Annotated in this window: 9 protein-coding genes (1 of these 9 cut by a window edge); all 9 read left to right on the top strand. The window is 45.9% G+C overall.

Going from position 1 to position 20,572, the window contains the following annotated elements:
- The first annotated feature begins 293 nt into the window (after positions 1-293).
- On the top strand, positions 294-815 hold the full coding sequence (loaP, locus tag EGM68_RS16445) for an antiterminator LoaP (protein WP_013371942.1): 522 nt from the start codon (positions 294-296) through the stop codon (positions 813-815).
- A 109-nt stretch (positions 816-924) separates the two neighbouring features.
- Entirely contained in the window at positions 925-1,686 is a 762-nt protein-coding gene (locus EGM68_RS16440) for a 4'-phosphopantetheinyl transferase family protein (RefSeq protein ID WP_040103361.1), read from the top strand.
- A gap of 25 nt (positions 1,687-1,711) precedes the next feature.
- A complete protein-coding gene (locus tag EGM68_RS16435) occupies positions 1,712-1,951 on the top strand; it encodes an acyl carrier protein (RefSeq protein WP_013371940.1) in 240 nt (79 codons plus the stop codon).
- The gene (locus EGM68_RS16430; protein WP_049825446.1) at positions 1,929-3,176 is read left to right on the top strand and encodes a beta-ketoacyl synthase N-terminal-like domain-containing protein; all 1,248 of its coding nucleotides are present in this window, start codon (positions 1,929-1,931) and stop codon (positions 3,174-3,176) included. The genes EGM68_RS16435 and EGM68_RS16430 overlap by 23 nt, the downstream gene beginning before the upstream one ends.
- A 15-nt stretch (positions 3,177-3,191) precedes the next feature.
- Positions 3,192-4,454: a hydroxymethylglutaryl-CoA synthase family protein gene (locus EGM68_RS16425; RefSeq protein WP_064962169.1), complete on the top strand. Its 1,263-nt coding sequence runs from the start codon at positions 3,192-3,194 to the stop codon at positions 4,452-4,454.
- Positions 4,451-5,212, top strand: a complete 762-nt coding sequence (locus tag EGM68_RS16420; RefSeq protein WP_129549595.1) for an enoyl-CoA hydratase/isomerase — start codon at positions 4,451-4,453, stop codon at positions 5,210-5,212. Before EGM68_RS16425 ends, EGM68_RS16420 begins: the two co-directional genes overlap by 4 nt.
- A 46-nt stretch (positions 5,213-5,258) precedes the next feature.
- Positions 5,259-6,008, top strand: coding sequence for a polyketide synthase (locus EGM68_RS16415; protein WP_025676547.1), 750 nt, complete (start codon positions 5,259-5,261; stop codon positions 6,006-6,008).
- 234 nt (positions 6,009-6,242) lie between these two features.
- Complete coding sequence (locus EGM68_RS16410) at positions 6,243-17,375, top strand: non-ribosomal peptide synthetase (RefSeq protein ID WP_129549594.1); 11,133 nt, start codon at positions 6,243-6,245, stop codon at positions 17,373-17,375.
- On the top strand, positions 17,359-20,572 hold the start of the coding sequence (locus EGM68_RS16405) for an SDR family NAD(P)-dependent oxidoreductase (protein ID WP_129549593.1). Its footprint extends 16,535 nt past the window's final position; 3,214 of the gene's 19,749 nt are visible here — the first part of the coding sequence; the start codon lies at positions 17,359-17,361; its stop codon lies beyond the right edge, outside the window. The genes EGM68_RS16410 and EGM68_RS16405 overlap by 17 nt, the downstream gene beginning before the upstream one ends.

The following is a 20,572-nucleotide window of genomic DNA, read 5'->3' as shown; positions in this document are numbered from 1 at the left end:
GGCATCCACCCCCCTAAAGATAGACTGGGGTGTTGCCAAAATGGCAATTGACACTGTTTGGGCAGAGGATTATAATGGAATTATACTATTCCATTTATATGATTATATGAAAAATAAAGGAACTTGTTTGCGGTTAATCGCTGGCGGGTCACGTTAACCACTGATGAGGGACATATCGTGAGAGATTGTAGCTTATCAATCAGGATAAGTGAAAGGGCGAAGCTATGCATATACTGGCAGCGGACATTATAGGAGTTGATTTTGGCAGTATGTTTTGTTAGGAGATGAGCGGAGTGAATTGGTATGTGCTTTTTGTGCGAACGGGTAGGGAAGAAAGGGTTAAACAACTTTTTAATAAGTGGTTTGATTCTGAAGTTTACAAACCATTTATACCGATCCAAGAGAGACTTTTTAAAGTAGCAGGAACAGTCAAGAAAGAATTAGCACCTTTGTTCCCCAGTTATGTATTTATTGAGTCCAACTTACCTGACTTGCAGTTCGTAACAAGTACAAATTCAATGATTTATACTTCCAGTGATATCATTCGTTTATTGAGATATTCGAAGTTAGAAGCCTCCATGCGAGATTGCGAGAGACAAGTTTTAGAGAGTTTATGCAATGATAGATATTGTATAGAATGCTCAACTGGAATTATTGAAGGAGACAATATACGTATCATAGAAGGACCACTTAAAGGAAGAAGCAGCATAGTTAAGAAGATAGACAGGCATAAAAGACAGGCGGTTATTCAGTTAGAATTTATGGGTGATATCAGACTAGTGAACGTAGCTTTAGAAATTATTAGTAAAGTTTAAATAGAACAATTGTGAGAATATTTTTCTCCATGTGGAAGCTTTCAGAGCCCTTAAGGGATTTGAAGGTTTTTTTTGGTTTGGGCTTGCCTGTTCATAGGGGGATATGCATGTGGTCTTGTATACGGAACAGCTCATATTGACGCGGGAAGATACTGTGATGAAGGCGGCTGTAAGTTTTGTACATGCAGTTTGTCATGCCGGTGCTTCTCTCGATCCAGAGATTTTTCATTCAGATGAATGTAGCTACTTTGAGAGCCTGCTATTCCAGCGCCGAAAATCCAACTTTCTGCTCGGCAGGCTAAGTGCTAAACAAGCAGCATCGTTGCTGTTGAGTGAGTCGAACTTGAGCAACATAAGCGTGGAGACAGGTGTTTTCGGCCAGCCCTTGCTTCGAACTACCGGCGCCCCTGGATACCAAGTGAGCATCGCCCACTGTGATGATATTGGGACCGCTGTTGTTTTTCCAGAAGCGCATCCTATGGGGGTTGATATTGAGAGGATAAGTCCTAACCGAAATAAGACCATGGAAAGCCAGTTGACGATGGAAGAAAGGGAAAGAATCGTAGCCGTTCGGGGAGTAGAGGAGTACTCTGTTTTATTGACGGTTTCTTGGACGGTAAAGGAGGCGATTTCGAAAATATTGCGCACCGGTTTTGCAGCATCATTGCAAGTGCTTGAAATTAACGAGATCAGATTTAAAAGTGGATGCTTTCAGAGTACATTTTCGCACTTTCCACAATATGCTGCCCAGTCGTATCGGTTGGGTAACTACATCTTTACTATTGTAGCGCCAAGGAAGACGGAATGGAGTATGAATATGTCTCGATTGTATGAGCAATTTAATTCGATTTTTCATCCAAGCTGTTTGTAGATAATCCAATTTTAGGAGGGTACACATGCGTAAAGAAGAAGTGTTTGAACTCGTTAAAGGTTGTATTTGTGAAGTGCTCCCGGAATTAAATGATCACCAGTTCCAGTATGACGATCGCTTGGTAGATTTGGGTGCGGATTCGGTAGATCGAGCCGAAATTGTAATGAAGACTATGGAAGCATTATCTCTTAATATCCCGCGCGTTGAGTTATCTGGCGTGAAAAATATAGGAGAATTGGCAGATGCGCTCTATGCCAAATTATAAACAGCCTGAGTTAGTTATTACGGGCATTGGTGTTACTTCGGCGATTGGTCAGGGGAAGACGGCCTTTGCTTCGGCATTATTCAAAGGGCAACATGCATTTGGAGTTATGCAACGTCCCGGCAGAGAAGGAGAAGCTTCATTTATAGGTGCGGAGCTGCCATCTCTATCTTATCCGGAGTCCATATCCAAACGAATGTTACGAACCGCATCATTTTCAGGACAGGTGGCAATGGTTACCCTTCAAGAAGCCTGGGATGATGCTAAACTGGATCACGTCGACCCTAGCCGCATTGGGCTCGTGATTGGAGGATCTAATTTTCAGCAACGGGAATTATTTCAGACCTATGAGGCTTATCGGGAAAAAATGCACTTTGTACCTCCAACCTATGGGCTTTCCTTTATGGATACTGATTTATGCGGACTATGTACCGAGCAATTCGGCATTCAAGGGTTAGCGTATACTGTCGGAGGGGCTTCCGCAAGCGGACAAGTCGCCATCATTCAAGCGATTGAGGCAATTCAAGCAAATCGGGTTGATGTGTGCATTGCGATGGGGGCGTTGATGGATATTTCGTATTTGGAATGCCAGGCGTTGCGATCCTTGGGGGCCATGGGAAGCGACCGATACGCTAATGAACCGGCAAAGGCTTGTCGACCCTTTGATCAGATGCGCGACGGGTTCATATATGGGGAATCTTGCGGAGTTATCGTCATTGAGCGGTCAGATTTTGCAATGAAGCGTCAGGGGAAATCCTATGCAAAGCTTACAGGCTGGGACATGGGGATGGATCGGAATCGAAATCCCAATCCCTCTTATGAAGGCGAGGTTCAGGTGATTAAACGGGCCTTGAAGAAAGCGAAGCTGCAGCCGGAAAAGATTGATTATATTAATCCCCACGGGACAGGCTCAGTCGTTGGGGACGAGATCGAAATAAAGGCAATACAGGATTGCAATTTATCGCACGCTTACATCAATGCAACCAAATCCATTATCGGTCATGGCCTGAGCGCGGCTGGAACGGTTGAAATTATTGCTACTCTTTTACAAATGAAGGAGTCGAAACTTCATCCTACGCGTAATTTGGAGAAGCCTATCGGAGTGGATTGCAACTGGGTGAAAAATGAGCCCATTCCAGCAGTTATTCATAATACTATGAACCTAAGCATGGGGTTTGGCGGAATCAATACTGCCATTTGTATGCAAAAGTGTGAGTCGGGTATTTAAGAAAGGGGGAGCGTTATGGTATTGGTAGGAATAGAGGCGATGAACGTTTTTGGGGGCTCAGCCTATCTGGATGTCATGCAATTAGCGCAGCACAGACAGTTGGACCCTGCGAGATTTGAAAATTTATTAATGAAAGAAAAGGCTGTTGCTCTGCCCTATGAAGATCCGGTTACCTTCGGAGTCAATGCGGCAAAACCGCTGGTGGACGCCCTCTCTGAAGCGGAAAAAAACCGCATCGAAATGCTTATAACCTGTACAGAATCAGGCATTGATTTTGGCAAATCAATCAGTACATATATTCACCACTATTTGGGACTGAATCGGAATTGCAGGCTATTTGAACTCAAGCAAGCCTGTTATTCGGGGACTGCCGGATTCCAAATGGCGGTGAATTTTATTTTATCCCAGGTTTCTCCAGGGGCCAAAGCGCTTGTCATTGCCACTGATATCTCACGATTTATTGCCGCTGAAGGCGGGGATGTTTTGAGTGAGGATTGGTCTTACGCTGAACCAAGCGGAGGAGCAGGAGCTGTGGCCATGCTCATTAGTGAAAATCCTCATATATTCCAAGTCGATGCGGGTGCTAATGGATATTATGGCTATGAGGTGATGGATACTTGCCGGCCGATACCAGATAGCGAGGCCGGAGATGCGGACTTGTCTTTAATGTCCTATCTGGACTGTTGCGAGCAAGCATTTCTGGAATACAAGAAACGGGTAAAAGGGGTGGATTATAAAGATACCTTCCAGTATCTTTCCTTCCATACCCCATTCGGTGGAATGGTAAAAGGAGCGCATCGAACAATGATGCGAAGGATGACTCAGGCCAAACCGAATGAGATTGAGGCGGATTATTTACAACGTGTCAAGCCAGGATTGGAGTATTGCCAACGAGTTGGCAATATTATGGGTGCGACCTTGTACTTGTCCTTGGCAGGTACGATTGATAAGGGCACATTTGATTCTCCAAAGCGGATTGGCTGCTTTTCCTATGGATCAGGCTGCTGCTCAGAATTTTATAGCGGTGTGGTCATGCCGCAAGGCCAGGAGTATCTGCGTCGTTTTGAGATCGAGCGTAATTTGGATGATCGCTATCAATTATCCATGGATGAATATGAATCCTTGCTGAAAGGCAGCGGTGCTGTACGCTTTGGAACCCGCAACACCAAACTGGATTTTCAATTGGTTTCGGGAGTGATTGATTCCGGGAAAGGGAGACAGCGGTTATATCTGGAAGAAATTTATGAATTCCACCGCAAATATCGGTGGGAATCATGAATTATCAAACGATTCAGGTTCGGTTCCAAGATTCGATTTGTTATTTACGGTTTTACCGACCGGAGGCAAATAACACGATTAATAACATCCTCATTGAGGAATGCATGCACGTGCTTGCACTGTGTGAGGAATCGGTTACGATCGTCGTTTTGGAAGGTCTGCCGGAGGTGTTCTGTCTTGGAGCGGATTTTCAAGGAATGTACGAAAACATGGTAAATGAACATGAGCATGCACAGAATCCCGAACCTCTGTATGATCTGTGGTTAAAACTGGCGACGGGGCCCTATATCACGATTTCTCATGTGCGAGGAAAGGCAAACGCTGGCGGTATCGGATTTATTGCTGCCAGCGACATTGTGATAGCAGATCAGACAGCACAGTTTAGTCTATCGGAATTGTTATTTGGGCTTTTCCCTGCTTGTGTTCTGCCCTTTTTAGTACGCAGAATTGGATTTCAAAAAGCGAATTATTTGACATTAATGACACAGCCAATTATGGTTCAACAGGCCCTTTCATGGGGATTGGTTGATGTGTATGACGCACAGAGCGATACGGTGCTGCGCAAGCATTTATTACGTCTTAGACGATTGTCCAAAACGGGTATTTTACGCTACAAGCGCTTTATGGACGAACTCAGCGATTTGCGTCAGTGCAAACCACTGGCGCTGGCTTCCAATCAAGAGGTGTTTTCAGACGCTCAAAATCTTAAGGGCATTTTCCGCTATGTCGAAACAGGTCAATTTCCGTGGATGGACTGATGGGCGTTTGCCACAAGACGGGATGCTTAGGGGGAAGTAGATCATCATGTCACAATCTGTGGTTGAGTTACTTGAACTCGAGCGAGGGATTATTCAAGTAACAATGCAAGATAGAGTTCATAAAAATACATTTACACTTGAAATGACTCATGGACTTAGAGAAGCGTTCCATACGATCCAGGATGACTCGACCTGCAAAGTCGTAATTCTAACAGGGTATGACAACTACTTTGCCACTGGTGGGACGCAAGAAGGACTATTGGCTATACATGAAGGAACATCGAAGTTTACTGATGAAAATATTTACTCTCTGGCATTGAACTGCAGAGTTCCAGTGATAGCTGCCATGCAGGGCCATGCGGTTGGTGGGGGCTTTGTCATGGGGCTATTTTCTGATTTCGTAATCCTGAGCAAAGAAAGTATGTACACGACTAATTTTATGAGATATGGATTCACACCGGGAATGGGTGCGACGTTCATTATTCCCCAAAAACTGGGGTTCAGCCTGGGAGAAGAATTACTGTTAAATGGGGGGAATTACCGAGGTGCAGAACTGGAGAAGCGGGGAGTGCCGTTTCCAGTTCTGCCTCGCAAAGAAGTGATGAGCTATGGGTTGGACCTTGCTAGACAGCTTGCCGAAAAACCCAGATTTTCATTAATCACGTTAAAGGATCATCTGGTTGCTCCACTCCGAGCTCAGCTTCCTAAAATCGTAGAACAAGAGCTGATTATGCATGAGAAGACCTTTCATCAAGCCGAGGTTAAAGAACGAATTATCAACCTGTTTGGAAAATAACAATTTTTTATAGATTAATTTATCGAGATTTGTTGAACGCCTTTTACGGTTGTTCATGGGAATCTGGAAACGAGTGTGAAAGGGGCACATAGCCTTTCTCATCACTCGTTTTTTCTTTGCTACTTTCGATTAGGCAATGCTTCAAACGTGAAACAGTAGCTCAAAATAGACATCGTGATAAACATTTAGCTCATGTTGTATTTAAATTTTGTGTTTTGAGGAGTTGGTGGATGAATGACACGTAAACATGATCAAAGATCAGACCTTAATATCCCGATCGTTTCTTTTATGGAAACTTGCCAGCAATTTCCTGAAACAGAGTTGTTTACTTTTGAAAATGAAGGAGAGCATCCTCAAGTTCTTACGGGAACCACGCTTTTGCTGCAAGTGCAAACTTTGGGCAACATTCTAATGAAAGAACTGGCCGCGCAGGAAAGAGTGCTTCTTGTATTTCCACAGGGTCTGGGATATATCAGCAGCATGCTGGCATGTTTTTATGCAAACATCGTAGCCATCCCTACACCCATTACAGCAGCAGAGCCAGATGAAAAAATGCTTGAGAAAATAAAGCCTATTCAAACAGATTCCGAGGCTGTATGTATCATAACAAATACTGCATTCAAAGCCTTTCTCCAAACACAACCAGAGTATAGAACGTTTCGTATCCTAAATATTGATGAGATTCTTCAGAAGAGCGCCGCCCACGTAGATATGAAGATGAGAATGCCAGCACCTGAAGATATGGCCCTTTTGCTGTACACATCAGGCTCTACATCCCTGCCTAAAGGCGTAATTCTCAGCCATAGATGTTTGATGAATCAGGTTAAGGCTAAGCAATGGAGAATTGACCAAAATAGCCGTATCGTGTCATGGATGCCGCAATTCCATGCTTTTGGACTGCAAAACAATATTTTGGTACCGCTATTCAATGGTGCCACAAGCATTCTTCTCCCACCAGAAAGCTTTGCTAAAAATCCGGAGCACTGGATTCAGATGATTGACAAGTATCAGGCTACCCATACGGCTGCGCCAAACTTTGCATTCGATTACTGCTGCTCCACCTTGGACATAGCTTCACTACAGGAATATTCTCTACACCATCTCCAAGCTATTATATGTGCAGGTGAGCCCATTCGAAAGGAGAGTTACGAAAATTTCATTCATAATTTCCGGGCATTAGGGCTTAAAGAAGATATATTTTGTCCTCTTCTCGGCTTATCTGAGTTGTGTCCTGTTACCAGTGTAAAACCGGGCCAGTCGATGAGATTCCTTAATTTGGATATTCCTAGCTTGGAGCAAAGAAGAGTCCAATACACAGATGAGAAGAATCCATCAAAGACCGTTGTCAGCTGCGGAGAAATCGAAGCTCCAACAGAAATACGGATTGTTCATCCTGAAAGTCATATGCAATGCCTACCAGGGGAAATCGGCGAGATTTGGATTAAATCCGATCGGACGGCAGAGGGCTATCTAAACAGGAAGGAAGAAACGGACAGCACTTTTGAGGCGGTACTTTCCAATACACAAGAAGACGGTTTTTTCCGTACAGGAGACCTTGGTTTTATTGCAGACAATCATATCTATGTCATCGGCAGAGAGAAAGAAGTCATTATCATTCATGGTAAAAATCATCATGCTGTCGATATTGAATGGACCATCCAAAAGAATATGCCGGAGTTGACCTTGCCTATCGCTGTATTTTCCGCCGAAATCAATGGTCAGGAAAAGGTAATCGTCGTACAGGAGATTGAAGCACCTCTTCATCAGCAGGAATATAAACGACTGGTTGAAAACATGCTGAACGCTGTATCTGGGACACATCAACTTGAGATATATGATATATATTTGCTGCCAAAGGGTAGTATTCCCAAAACGGGGAGCGGGAAAATTCAAAGAAAGGTCTGCCGTAATGCCTATATCAAACAAGAGCTTAGGGCGCTTTATCAATATCGGAGTACCCTCTCAACAGCGCATTCAGAGATAGGAGAAACGGATGTTACTATAAACGCTGTTTCGTTGATACAGCTGAAGATTCAGGAATATATGGTGCAATTTTTGCATGGGGAACTGAATCTGGAGTCCGAGGCAATGGATTTGAATAAAAATATTCACGGCTACGGCATCGATTCCATTCTTGTCATGAAGCTCATACGCGGTATCGAAAAATCTTATCCGATCAAGGTTAATGCAAGAGAAATTCTAGAATACCCGACGATTCAACTGCTATCGGCTTATTTAGCCAAAAAGATTAAAAAAGATAAACCGGTTGTAGAGGCCAAGACCGAGACAATCCTGCACGGTTTGCAAAGGAATCCACTTTCTGAAGTTCAAAAAGGACTGTGGTTATTACATAAAATGTCTCCTGAAATCAATGCTTACAATGTACCGATATGTCTCCGATTTAATACGAAAGTGGAGATAGAGAACGTTAAACAGGCTTTCCACACCGTTTTAGAACAATATCCTATTTTAAATAGTGTGATTGAAGAAGAAAACGGGACACCTTATCAAATGCTGAATCCTGCTCAGCCGTTCAATATGCAGGTAGAGGATATTTCAAGCTTGAAAGCGGATGAAATCATGCCCTTTATTCGGAGCAAAGCAAAGCAGCCATTCGCGCTGGAACAGAACTCTATGATGCGTGTGTATCTGATGTCCAGGTCCGAACAAGAACATTTCATACTAGTGGTCATCCATCATATTATTTTTGATGGTAGTTCTTTCGTCCTTTTTATTCAAAGTTTTTTAGATGCATATAAAGACTTGGTACGAGGACATAGACCGATCGTTTTACCACCTGCCGCGAGCTATAACGATTTTGTGGAATGGGAACAAACGATGCTGGCTAGTGCAGAAGGGGAGAAGCATTTTTCCTATTGGAAGCAACAGTTGTCGGGTGCTTTACCGACTCTAGAGCTTCCATATAACCGCTCAGGTTTTCTGACTCCGAGCATGGAAGGACAAACATACACCAAGCGGCTTCCAGTTGATTGGGTCAATCGGGTAAAATCTTTTGCTCGTACGCAATATATGAGCTTGTCTACCGTCTTGCTAGGTATGTATGTGATATTGCTTAACCAGTATTCGAGACAGGAAGATATCATCGTTGGTATGCCAGTTATGGTACGACCAGAGGAGCGTTTTGACCAACTAATTGGATATTTTGTTAATATGCTTCCCATACGCAGCCAAGTGTTGGAGACAGAGACATTCTTGGATTTCATGAAAAAATTGCAAATGACCGTAGTCAATGGGATGGATCATGCTCCTTATCCTTTTCCGGCTCTGGTTCGAGCATTAAATGTGCCGCGTCTGCTGGCGAGCTCGCCTGTGTTTCAAACCGTTTTTTCTTACCAAAATTATCTACAAACTTCAAGCTTGCAGCAGCTTTGTGCGCCGTATAGCGATAGCTTTACCGTTGAGTTGGTAGAAGAAATTCACCAGGAAGGTGAATATGAGCTGGTATTGGAGCTGCTGGAGCAGGAACAAGAGATGACATTAAATATCAAATACCGTTCCGGTTTGTTCGATGAATCAACTATTGTACAGATGGCTGAGCGTTATATCGGATTAGCGGAAGCACTAATGAGCAATCCTGCAGGGGCCCTGCAGGACTATTCAGTACTATTGCAAGAGGAAAAGAACAGCATCCTTTATGACTGGAATGCAACCGAAGTGAGTTATCCGGATAAATGCTTTCCCGAATTATTCATAAAACAGGCAAGAAAAAGGCCTGAGGCTATTGCAGTCGTGTATGAAGAACAATCGCTTACCTATCGGGAATTAAAAGAAAAGAGCACTTTGCTCGCCATATATTTGCAAAATCAGGGCGTGACTCCTGATACGCTGGTAGGAATTTGCATGGAACGGTCTTTAGAAATGGTCATTGGGCTGTTGGGAATCCTTCTGGCAGGAGGAGCCTATGTACCACTTGATCCGGACTATCCAGAGGATCGATTGGAGTATATGCTTCAGGATTCCAATGTAGCCCTTGTCATTACGCAATCGGGATTGTTGGAAAAAGTGTCTCGGCTGGCAGGGAGCAATGTGAACTGCATTGTTCTTGATAACGATTGGGATCTTCTGACAAGTAGTGTAAAGGGGAGAAAGACACTCAAACGGGAAGTGCAGTCTAGCCATTTGGCATATGTTATATATACCTCTGGAAGTACAGGGAAACCCAAAGGGGTCATGATCCCGCACAAAGCGTTGACCAACTTTCTTCTTTCCATGGCAGAAAAGCCAGGCATAACAGAGCAGGACAAACTGCTCGCAGTGACAACGTATTGCTTTGACATCGCAGGACTGGAATTATACCTGCCTTTGATTAAAGGCGCTCAATGCTATGTTTGCAGTTCTGAAAAAGCCAAGGATGCCGAAAGACTCAAGCAGGAGATACAAAAAATAAAACCGACAATAATGCAGGCTACCCCTGTGACTTGGACCATGCTCTTTCAAGCTGGCTGGAAGAACGAAGAGAACATGAAAATGCTCTGTGGCGGAGAAGCACTTTCAGAAACATTGAAATCTTATTTTGTTCATAACAACGGTGACGCATGGAATATGTTTGGTCCGACTGAGACGACAATTTGGTCTACAATTCAAACGATTACCGCCGACAAGCCGCTTTCGATCGGTAAGCCTATTGCCAACACTCAGATTTATATTTTGGATCAGCACTTTAGACCTGTGCCTATTGGACTTCCGGGTGAGCTTTTCATTTCGGGCAGTGGCTTGGCCAGAGGTTATTTGAATCAGCCGGTGCTTACGGATGAAAAGTTTATTGACAACCCATTCAAGCCCGGAACTAAGCTCTATAGAACTGGAGATTTATGCAAGTGGCTTTCTGACGGCTCTATTGAGTATTTGGGTCGGATGGATTATCAAGTGAAAATTCGCGGTTTTCGGATTGAGCTTAGTGAAGTTGAAGGTCAGGTCAGAACATATCCAGGAATTGATGAATGCGTCGTGGTTGCCAAGGAACAAGGAGAGGATAAGCAACTTGTTGCCTACTATTTGCGGAACGACTCCGAGTTCGGGAAGTCCTCACTTGACCCGAAAGAAGTGCGAAATTATTTAAAAGCATTCTTGCCTTATTATATGATTCCAGCATTCTTTATCGAACTAGACAAGCTGCCATTGACCCCGAATGGAAAAATAGACCGGAAGGAATTAATGAGTCGCAAGGTCGAGCTGGCGACAGCAACAAGAAAAATCCATTTGCCACAATCAGATGTTGAACATCAAGTTTTAACAATATGGAAAAAGCTTCTGGATGTCGATCATCTAAGTACGGATGATGCCTTTTTCGACGTGGGTGGAAATTCTTTTACAGCCGCAGAGATGGTTAGAAAGATCAAGGACAAGCTGGAATGCGATATTTCGGTGACAGCACTGTTCAAGTATCCAACGATTAGGGAACTTAGTGCTTATATTATGAAAGTAAAAGGCGAGGCCCCAGCTTCTGCAACAGAACAAACAGATACCACTGAAAATACCATTTCACAGGGAATAGACTCGAAGGAAGATAAACATAAACCATCCTACCCTGATTATTATGAGGATAGCATCGCAATCATAGGAATCTCGTCCCTTTTTCCGGGTGCGAAAAACCACGTTGAGTTTTGGAGTAATTTGAGGGCAGGGGTAGAGAGTGTCCGGTACTTTTCCGAAGATGAACTAGCTCAATTAGGGCTGGAGAGAGAGATTGTCGAGCATCCAAACTATGTGCCCGGACAATGCACAATTGAGGGGAAAGAGTATTTTGACCCTGAGTTTTTTAATTTGTCCCAGAAAAATGCTGAATTTATGGACCCCCAGATGAAATTGCTGTTACAGCATGCATGGAAGGCTGTTGAAGATGCTGGTTATGTTTCTAAAGAAATTCCTGAAACCAGTGTGTATATGTCGGCGAGCAGCAGTTTTTATCAATCATTTATTCCTAATTTGGCATCGCAGTCGCCTAATGTCCTGAGGAATGCGGATGAATATGTAACCTGGATTTTGGCACAGGGCGGGACCATTCCTACTATGATATCTCATAAATTGGGATTTAAAGGTCCCAGCCTATTTGTGCATTCCAACTGTTCTTCCTCGTTAGTCGGACTGCGTTTAGCTTCGCAAAGCCTGTTGTCCGGTGAAGCAAAATACGCGTTGGTTGGTGCGTCAACAATCTTTCCTTTCAACAGTTTAGGCTACGTATATCAGCCTGGCTTGAACTTTTCTAGTGATGGTCATATTAGAGCTTTTGATGATTCTGCAGACGGAATGATTGGCGGAGAAGGGGTTGGAGTTGTTCTACTGAAAAAAACGCTGGATGCCGTTAGAGACGGTGACCATATTTATACGATTTTACGAGGGGTCAGCGTGAACAACGATGGGACTGACAAACTAGGGTTTTATGCCCCAAGTGTTAAGGGTCAGTCTGAAGTTATTCAGAAGACGATCGAATCAACCGGAATTCATCCCGAAACGATCAGTTATATTGAGACACATGGAACCGGAACCAAATTGGGCGATCCGGTTGAATTTGCTGCCCTAAATGATACATTCAGGCAGTATACAGCCAAGAAACAATTTTGTGGTATTGGATCGGTCAAAACCAATATCGGACATCTGGATACTGCAGCAGGTTTGGCGGGGTGTATTAAAGTCGCTTTAAGCTTATATCATAATGAGATTCCTCCAACGCTTAATTACGATACACCCAATACCGATATCCATTTGTCTGATTCGCCTTTTTATGTTGTTGATAAACTGCGGAAATGGGAACATGCGTCAGTTCCCCATCGGGCGGCACTAAGCTCCTTTGGCATAGGGGGAACGAATGCTCATGCCATTTTCGAACAATTTATAGCCAATGATGAACCCGAACGCTCTAAATCCAGTTTGATGAACGATGCTGCTGACTATCTTATTCCTTTGTCTGCCAAAAATCATCAGCGCCTCAAGGCATATGCTGGGGATCTCTCGGCTTTCTTGACAGCTTCTCAAGAAATCAATTTGTCGAATGTATCTTTTACGCTTCAAACAGGACGAACGGCAATGAAAAGTCGGGTAGCGTTTATTGTCAAGAATACGAGCGAGCTGGTGCAAAAACTGGAATCGTTCGCGAATGGACAAGAACATATCGAGAATTGCTGGAGGGGAGAACATAATCAGCAAGATTCAGTTCAATGGTTTGAACAGGAAGAAGTGTTCAAGGAATTAGTGAGCCAATGGATCTCAAATCGTGAAATGAACAAGCTGGCAGAGCTATGGGCCAAAGGCTTCTATATCGATTGGAAATTGTTGTATTACGATCTCCGGCCGAAAAGAATCAGTCTGCCTACGTATCCTTTTGCTCAGCAACGCTGCTGGGCTCCTGAGGTTGAGGCTGGGGCAGCAAGGGTCAGAGCAGCGGTGGAAGCACCTGTGACTGCAGCCAGCCATACCCTGATGTTTGAGCCAGCCTGGAAGGAGCAGGACGTACCGCCGGAGGTCGAAGCTTCTGCCTATGACCGTCGTATTATCTTGCTGTGCGAGCCGGACGAGGCTTTGCCTGAACGGCTTGAAGCGAGAGTGAACGGAGCGGCGCAGGTCTTGGCTTTCTCATCCGGGAAAAGCCGGATGGATGAGCGGTTTCAGGCCTATGCAGTTCAGGCCTTTGAGAGCATCCAAAGCATTCTCAAAGACAAGCCTTCGGGAAGGGTGCTGGTTCAGCTTGTCGTGACGGCGGCTGGAGAAGGGCAGCTCTTTTCGGGACTTTCGGGTCTGCTGAAGACCGCCCGACTGGAAAATCCGAAACTCATCGGACAATTGATCGAAGTGGAACAGGGCGAATCTGCAGAAAGCCTGCTGGCGAAGCTGGAGGAAAATAGCTGTAGTCCAGTAGATGGATGGATTCGCTATGAGGGCGGTCAACGGAAAACCGCTTGCTGGAACAAGTTCGAACCGTCCCGGGAAGAAGAGAAGCTGCCATGGAAAGACGGTGGCGTGTATCTTATCACCGGCGGCTCTGGCGGTCTGGGACTGCTTGTTGCAGAAGAACTAGTTCGGCACACCCGAGCAGCGACCTTGATTCTGACAGGCCGGTCGCCACTGGACGAAAACAGGCAAATCCGGCTGAAGGAGCTGGAGTCCTTAGGGGCCAGAGTGGTGTATAAGCAGGGGGATATCACCGACAGGAATACGGTGATCAGCTTGCTGGAAAGCATTCAGGAGGAATTTGGGTGTGTTCACGGGATTATCCACTGTGCAGGGGTCATTCACGATAACTTCATTCTCAAGAAAAGCAGGGAAGAATTTATCGAGGTGCTGGGACCGAAGGTCCAAGGGCTGGTCCATCTGGATGAGGCAAGTAGCGGTCAGGATCTGGACTTCTTCGTGCTCTTTTCCTCCATCTCGGGTAGCCTGGGCAATCCGGGGCAGGCCGATTATGCCACCGCCAACGCTTTTATGGATGCGTACGCAGCATACCGGAATACCCTAGTGGAGACCCAGCAACGGCGGGGCCGGACGCTATCCATCCGCTGGCCGCTGTGGAAAGAGGGTGGGATGCGGATCGATGCGGACACGGAAAAGCTCATGAGACAGAACATGGGCATTACGGCTCTACAGACCGAGTCGGGCATTCAGGCGTTGTACCAATGCCTGTCCTCAGGCAAGGAGCAGGTAATGGTTATGGAAGGGGAGCCTGAAAAAATTGAGGCCTATCTGGCGAAAGCAGCGTCGCAGGTAGATGTCCGTACGATCGAGGCATCAGTGCCGAAGCTGGATACGGCCTCACTTTACGATAAAACTTTGTTTCATCTCAAGGCGCTGTTGGGAGAGGTGACCCGGCTGAGCGTTAGCAGCATTGAAGCTCATGAGCCGTTAGAGCGCTATGGGATTGATTCCATTATGATTACCCAGCTCAACGCCATGCTGGGAGAGTCTTTTGGCGAGCTGTCCAAGACGCTGTTTTATGAGTACCAGACCTTGCGTGCCCTGGCAGAACATTTAGTGGCGGAATACGCACTGGAATGCATGCAGTGGGTCGGAATGAGTCCAGACATGCAGCTGGTGGAGGAAACGACTGCGGCAACCCAGTGTGCCGAAGAAGAAAGCGCGCCAGTTGCGGAACAAACGATTGCGGAAGAGGTGACAGCGAAGCTTACCCGAAGCTACGTGAAGCCGGTTCGAAGCTATGTGCAGTCTGGCGCAGAGGAAACACGAGAACCGATCGCCATCATTGGTATGGCGGGAAAGTATCCAGGTTCGAAGGACATGAACGAATATTGGGAAAATCTCAAGGCAGGGAAGGATTGTGTCAGCGAAATCCCGCAGGAACGCTGGACCCTGGAAGGATTCTTCCAGTCTAACAAACAGGAAGCGGTGGCTGATGGCAAAAGCTACAGCAAGTGGGGCGGTTTTATCGAAGGCTTTGCGGAATTCGATCCACTGTTTTTTAATATTGCACCGCGGGAAGCACTCAGTATGGACCCTCAGGAAAGGCTGTTCATTGAAGCCTGCTGGGAAGCGATGGAGGACGCGGGCTACACCAGAGAACAGCTTGCGGTACAGCATAATAGCCGGGTAGGTGTGTTTGCGGGAATTACCAAAACGGGCTATGAGCTTTATGGGCCGGAATTATGGAAGATGGGGGCCAAAATATTTCCCCAAATATCCTTTAGTTCGGTAGCCAACCGGATTTCGTACCTGTTCAATTTGCAGGGACCGAGCATGCCGGTGGATACGATGTGTTCGTCCTCGTTGACCGCGATTCATGAAGCGTGTGAGCATCTATACCGCGGAGAATGCGAGCTGGCCATGGCAGGAGGAGTGAACCTGTATCTGCATCCGCTGAGCTATGTCGGACTTTGCGCCAACCAGATGCTGTCCATAGACGGACAGTGCAAGAGCTTCGGAAAGGGAGGCAACGGCTTTGTCCCAGGAGAAGGCGTGGGGGTCGTGCTATTGAAGCCGCTGTCCAAGGCGATAGCAGATGGAGACCCGATCCATGCGCTCATCCGGGGAACGAGCATCAACCATGGAGGCAAGACCAACGGGTATACAGTGCCTAACCCGACTGCTCAAGGGGAGCTGATCCGGTCGGCACTGGAACGAGCCGGGGTACATGCCCGGACCATCAGCTATATTGAAGCGCACGGAACAGGCACAGAACTGGGAGACCCCATTGAAGTGACTGGTCTGACCCAGGCCTTCAGGAAGGATACGGCAGACAAAGGATTTTGCGCCGTAGGCTCTGTGAAGTCCAACATCGGACATTTGGAGGCAGCAGCGGGCATCGCAGGGATTGGGAAAATTGTCCTGCAGATGAAAAACCGGACGCTGGTTCCCAGCCTGCACGCCCAGGAATTGAATCCGAACATTCCTTTTGAGCAGACGCCGTTTGTCGTCCAGCAGGAGCTGGAGGAATGGAAGCGGCCGGTGGTTGAGCTCAATGGAGAGACACGGGAATACCCGAGGATGGCTGGGATTTCATCGTTTGGAGCAGGAGGCGCCAATGCCCATGTCATCATTGAAGAGTACGTTTCAGAAGAGAAGGCGCCAATCCGTGTGACAGCTCACCATCCCGTGATCATCGTATTGTCGGCCAAAAATGAGGATCGGCTGAAACAGCAGGTCGAGAGATTGCTGTCCGTGATCGGGAAAGGAGAGGTCACAGAAAGCAATCTGGCTGATGCAGCCTACACGCTCCAGGTAGGACGTGAAGCGATGGAAGAACGCCTGGCGGTAATTGCCGAGTCGATGCCAGCACTGGTGGAAAAGCTGGAAGGATTCCTGGAAGGTCACGACGGGATATCCGAGCTGTACCGAGGACAGGTCAAGCGAAACAAAGAGGCACTGTCCGCACTGCTAGAAGATGAAGATATGGAAAAAATGATCGCTGCTTGGATCGGAAAACGGAAATACGCGAAGATAGTAGATCTTTGGGTAAAGGGACTGGCGATGGATTGGAGCATGCTTTATGGAGATGTCAAGCCGCAGAGAATGAGTCTGCCAGCCTATCCTTTTGCAAAGGAGCGGTATTGGATCACGGATATTAAAACCAAGCAGGCTTCCTTTGAATCTACCAAATCTGTACAGCCAACGAATATATTTATCGATCAAAAAGCATCTACGGTAGCGGCAAATATTTCGCAAATGAATGGAAAAGAAAGCGACGATCCAAATTCCGAAGCTATTCCTTCGTATATCCAGAATATTCAGAGCCACATTTCCACCAGTGTCAAAATGAAGAAGATGCCAGATATTTCTTATCTAGCGGCTGAATACGAAAGAATTCCTTCGACTATGGTCGACAACCAAGCTTACTCGGAACAGGATGGGGCGACGCGAGGGACTAATCGGATGAGGAGGCTTACAGATGAAGGAAATGAATGATGTCTTATGCAAATTGCTATGGGGGTATTTGCAGTTGATGGGATTATGCCCTTATGCACATATGAACAAGAAAGCTATGATTGATGATTTTAAAACTAAAACAGCATTGCTGAGTTTATACGATCGCTGGCTTGAAGAAAGCATAGAGGTATTGGCACGGAATCATTATTTTTATCGTAAAGGAGACTCTTATAGCGTAACGGATACCGCTTCGGTTGATGTGCAGGCTGTGTGGAAGGAATGGGAATTGAAGAAAAGTGAATGGCTGAAAAATCCGGATCTCTCGGCCTGGGTTGTACTCGTAGAATCAACATTGCGTAAGTTGCCGGAAATTTTGACCGGAAACATACCTGCCACCGACATTGTTTTTCCTCAGTCCTCCATGAAGCTGGTGGAAGGCATATATAAAAATAGTCCTGCAGCAGATTACTTTAATGAAGTGCTGGGGGATATTGTGGTTTCCTACTTGAATGAACGGCTTAAGCATGACCCGACAGGGTCGATTCGAATCATTGAAATTGGTGCAGGCACCGGAGGAACCAGTGCTATGCTCTTCCATAAGCTTCGACCTTATCAGGAACATATTCATGAATACTGCTATACCGATAAATCCAGAGCATTTTTATTGCATGCACAAAAAGAGTATGGCCCGCGAAATCCTTACCTGACTTATAAAATTTTTAATGTGGAAGAGTCGGCTGTGGGACAAGATATCGACACGGGCGGATATGATATTGCGATTGCCACCAATGTCCTGCACGCCACGAGGAACATTCGGCATACGTTAGGCAATGTCAAAGCAGCGCTGCGAAAAAACGGCCTGATTCTTATCAATGAAATCAGTGGAAACTCGCTGTTAAACCACTTAACCTTTGGCTTGTTGGAGGGATGGTGGCTTTATAATGACCCTGAACTGCGTATTCCGGGCTCCCCCGGTTTATACCCTGAAAGTTGGCAGGAGGTATTGGAAAACGAGGGATTCCGGTCCGTCTTTTTCCCTGCTCAGGAAGCGCATGAAGTAGGCCAACAAATTATTGTGGCTGAAAGTGATGGTATGCTTCGGCATCAACAGGAGCTTGAACATGACAAGCTTCCATTGAAACAGCGTGACACAGGGATTCAACCAGCTACTGATGTAACCGATGAAATGGCTGAAGAGCATGTCAGGGAGCTTATTGTAGAGAAGTTGGCAGAGGCCTTGAATGTGGACTTTTCAATGATTGATGTCCATGAGTCATTCGCAGATTATGGCTTGGACTCTATTCTTGGCGTCAACTTTGTACAGGATGTCAATCAGGGGATGGGCATTCATTTGCAGACTACAGACATCTTTGATTACAGTTCGGTAAAACAACTGACGGTATACATTTTAAGCCAATTTGGCGATACCGTTTTACAGGCCTTGGGACACAATGCTGATTCAATAGAGGATAGAAAAGATGCAAGCCGTGAAATCCAAGCGATTGAGGATAAGGATAAGGATTATACGTTTAATCCGGTTCAAACGGCACGTGCATCCATTGAGCCAGAGAGACCTAAACAGGAGAATAAAGGGAAGGATTTAGCGCAAAGAGAGCCGATTGCGATTATTGGAATGAGCGGGCGATTTGCCGGGTCTGACAATGTAGATGAGCTTTGGAATCACCTTAAGAATGGCGACGATTTAGTAAAAGAGGTGACTCGGTGGGACCTTTCAAAATATCAGGAAAAAAATGCGAGCTACTGCAATTATGGAAGCTTTTTGGAGGATATTGATAAGTTCGATCCGCTTTTTTTCAATATTTCGGGGCTGGAAGCGACTTACATGGATCCGCAGCAGCGGTTGTTTCTCGAGGAAGCATGGCATGCTCTAGAGGATGCGGGCTATGCGGGTACAGGGATGGATGGGCGTCGGTGCGGAGTTTATGTAGGCTGTGCCGAAGGCGATTACCAGCGACTGCTGGGTGAAGACCTGCCTCCGCAAGCACTGTGGGGTCATATGGGCTCCGTGATTCCCGCCAGAATTTCCTACTACTTGAATCTTCATGGACCGGCGATAGCTGTAGATACAGCTTGTTCCAGTTCGTTAGTTGCTGCCCATCTTGCTTGCCAAAGCTTATGGTCCGGGGAAACGGATATGGCTTTAGCTGGTGGGGTGTATATTCATACTACCCCTCGCTGCTATTTATATGGTGATAGGGCAGGAATGCTGTCTCACACAGGGCACTGTTATACCTTTGATGATAGGGCAGACGGTATGGTTCCGGGAGAAGCTGTTGGCGCGGTTGTGCTCAAACGGCTTGACGAAGCAGTTACCGATGGTGACCACATCTATGGGGTGATTTTAGGTTCAGCGATTAATCAGGACGGCACCACGAATGGACTTACTGCACCAAGCCAGAAGTCTCAGGAGCGACTGGAGCAATATGTGTACGATACTTTTCATATTCATCCAGAGCAAATCCAATTGGTGGAAGCACATGGGACAGGTACCAAATTGGGAGACCCAATTGAATATCAGGCATTGACGCGAACATTTAGAAAGTATACGGACAAGAAGGAATATTGCGCGATCGGGTCCATTAAAACGAATATCGGCCATACGCAAATTGCGGCAGGAATTACAGGAGTAATTAAGCTGTTATTGTCATTAAAACATGAGCAGATTCCGCCTTCACTTCATTTCCAATCAGGCAATTCCAATATTCAGTTTGCGGATAGCCCTTTTTATGTCAATACGCAACTGCAGAATTGGTTGATTGAGCCTGAAGCCAGACGTTGTGCTGCGGTTAGCTCCTTTGGTGCCAGTGGAACTAATGCCCACATGGTCATCGAAGAGGCTCCACATACAAAACGAAGACATTCCGAAAAGCCGGCTTATTTCATTCCGCTGTCCGCCCGGACTTCACAACAATTACGCCGCCAGGTGGAGCAACTGATTGCATATTGCGAACAGGTGCCTGAGGCAGACTGCGGTAACATGAGCTATACATTATTGCTTGGGAGAAAGCACTGCAATCATCGGCTTGCATGTGTTGCCCGCAATCAAGGTGAGCTTGTCATGTCCCTTAAAAGGTGGCTGGAAAAAGGCAGTTCTTCTCAAGTTTATTATTCTGAACTACACGAAAAAGACCAACGCATTCAATCGTCCTTGAAAAGATATGGAAATGAATGTATCCAAAACTGTCAAAATGCAGGTGATGCCCGCGAGTATTTGG

The organism is Paenibacillus sp. M-152, assembly GCF_003856555.1.
GTDB lineage: Bacteria > Bacillota > Bacilli > Paenibacillales > Paenibacillaceae > Paenibacillus > Paenibacillus polymyxa_C.
This window is presented reverse-complemented; position numbering and strand designations above follow the sequence as displayed.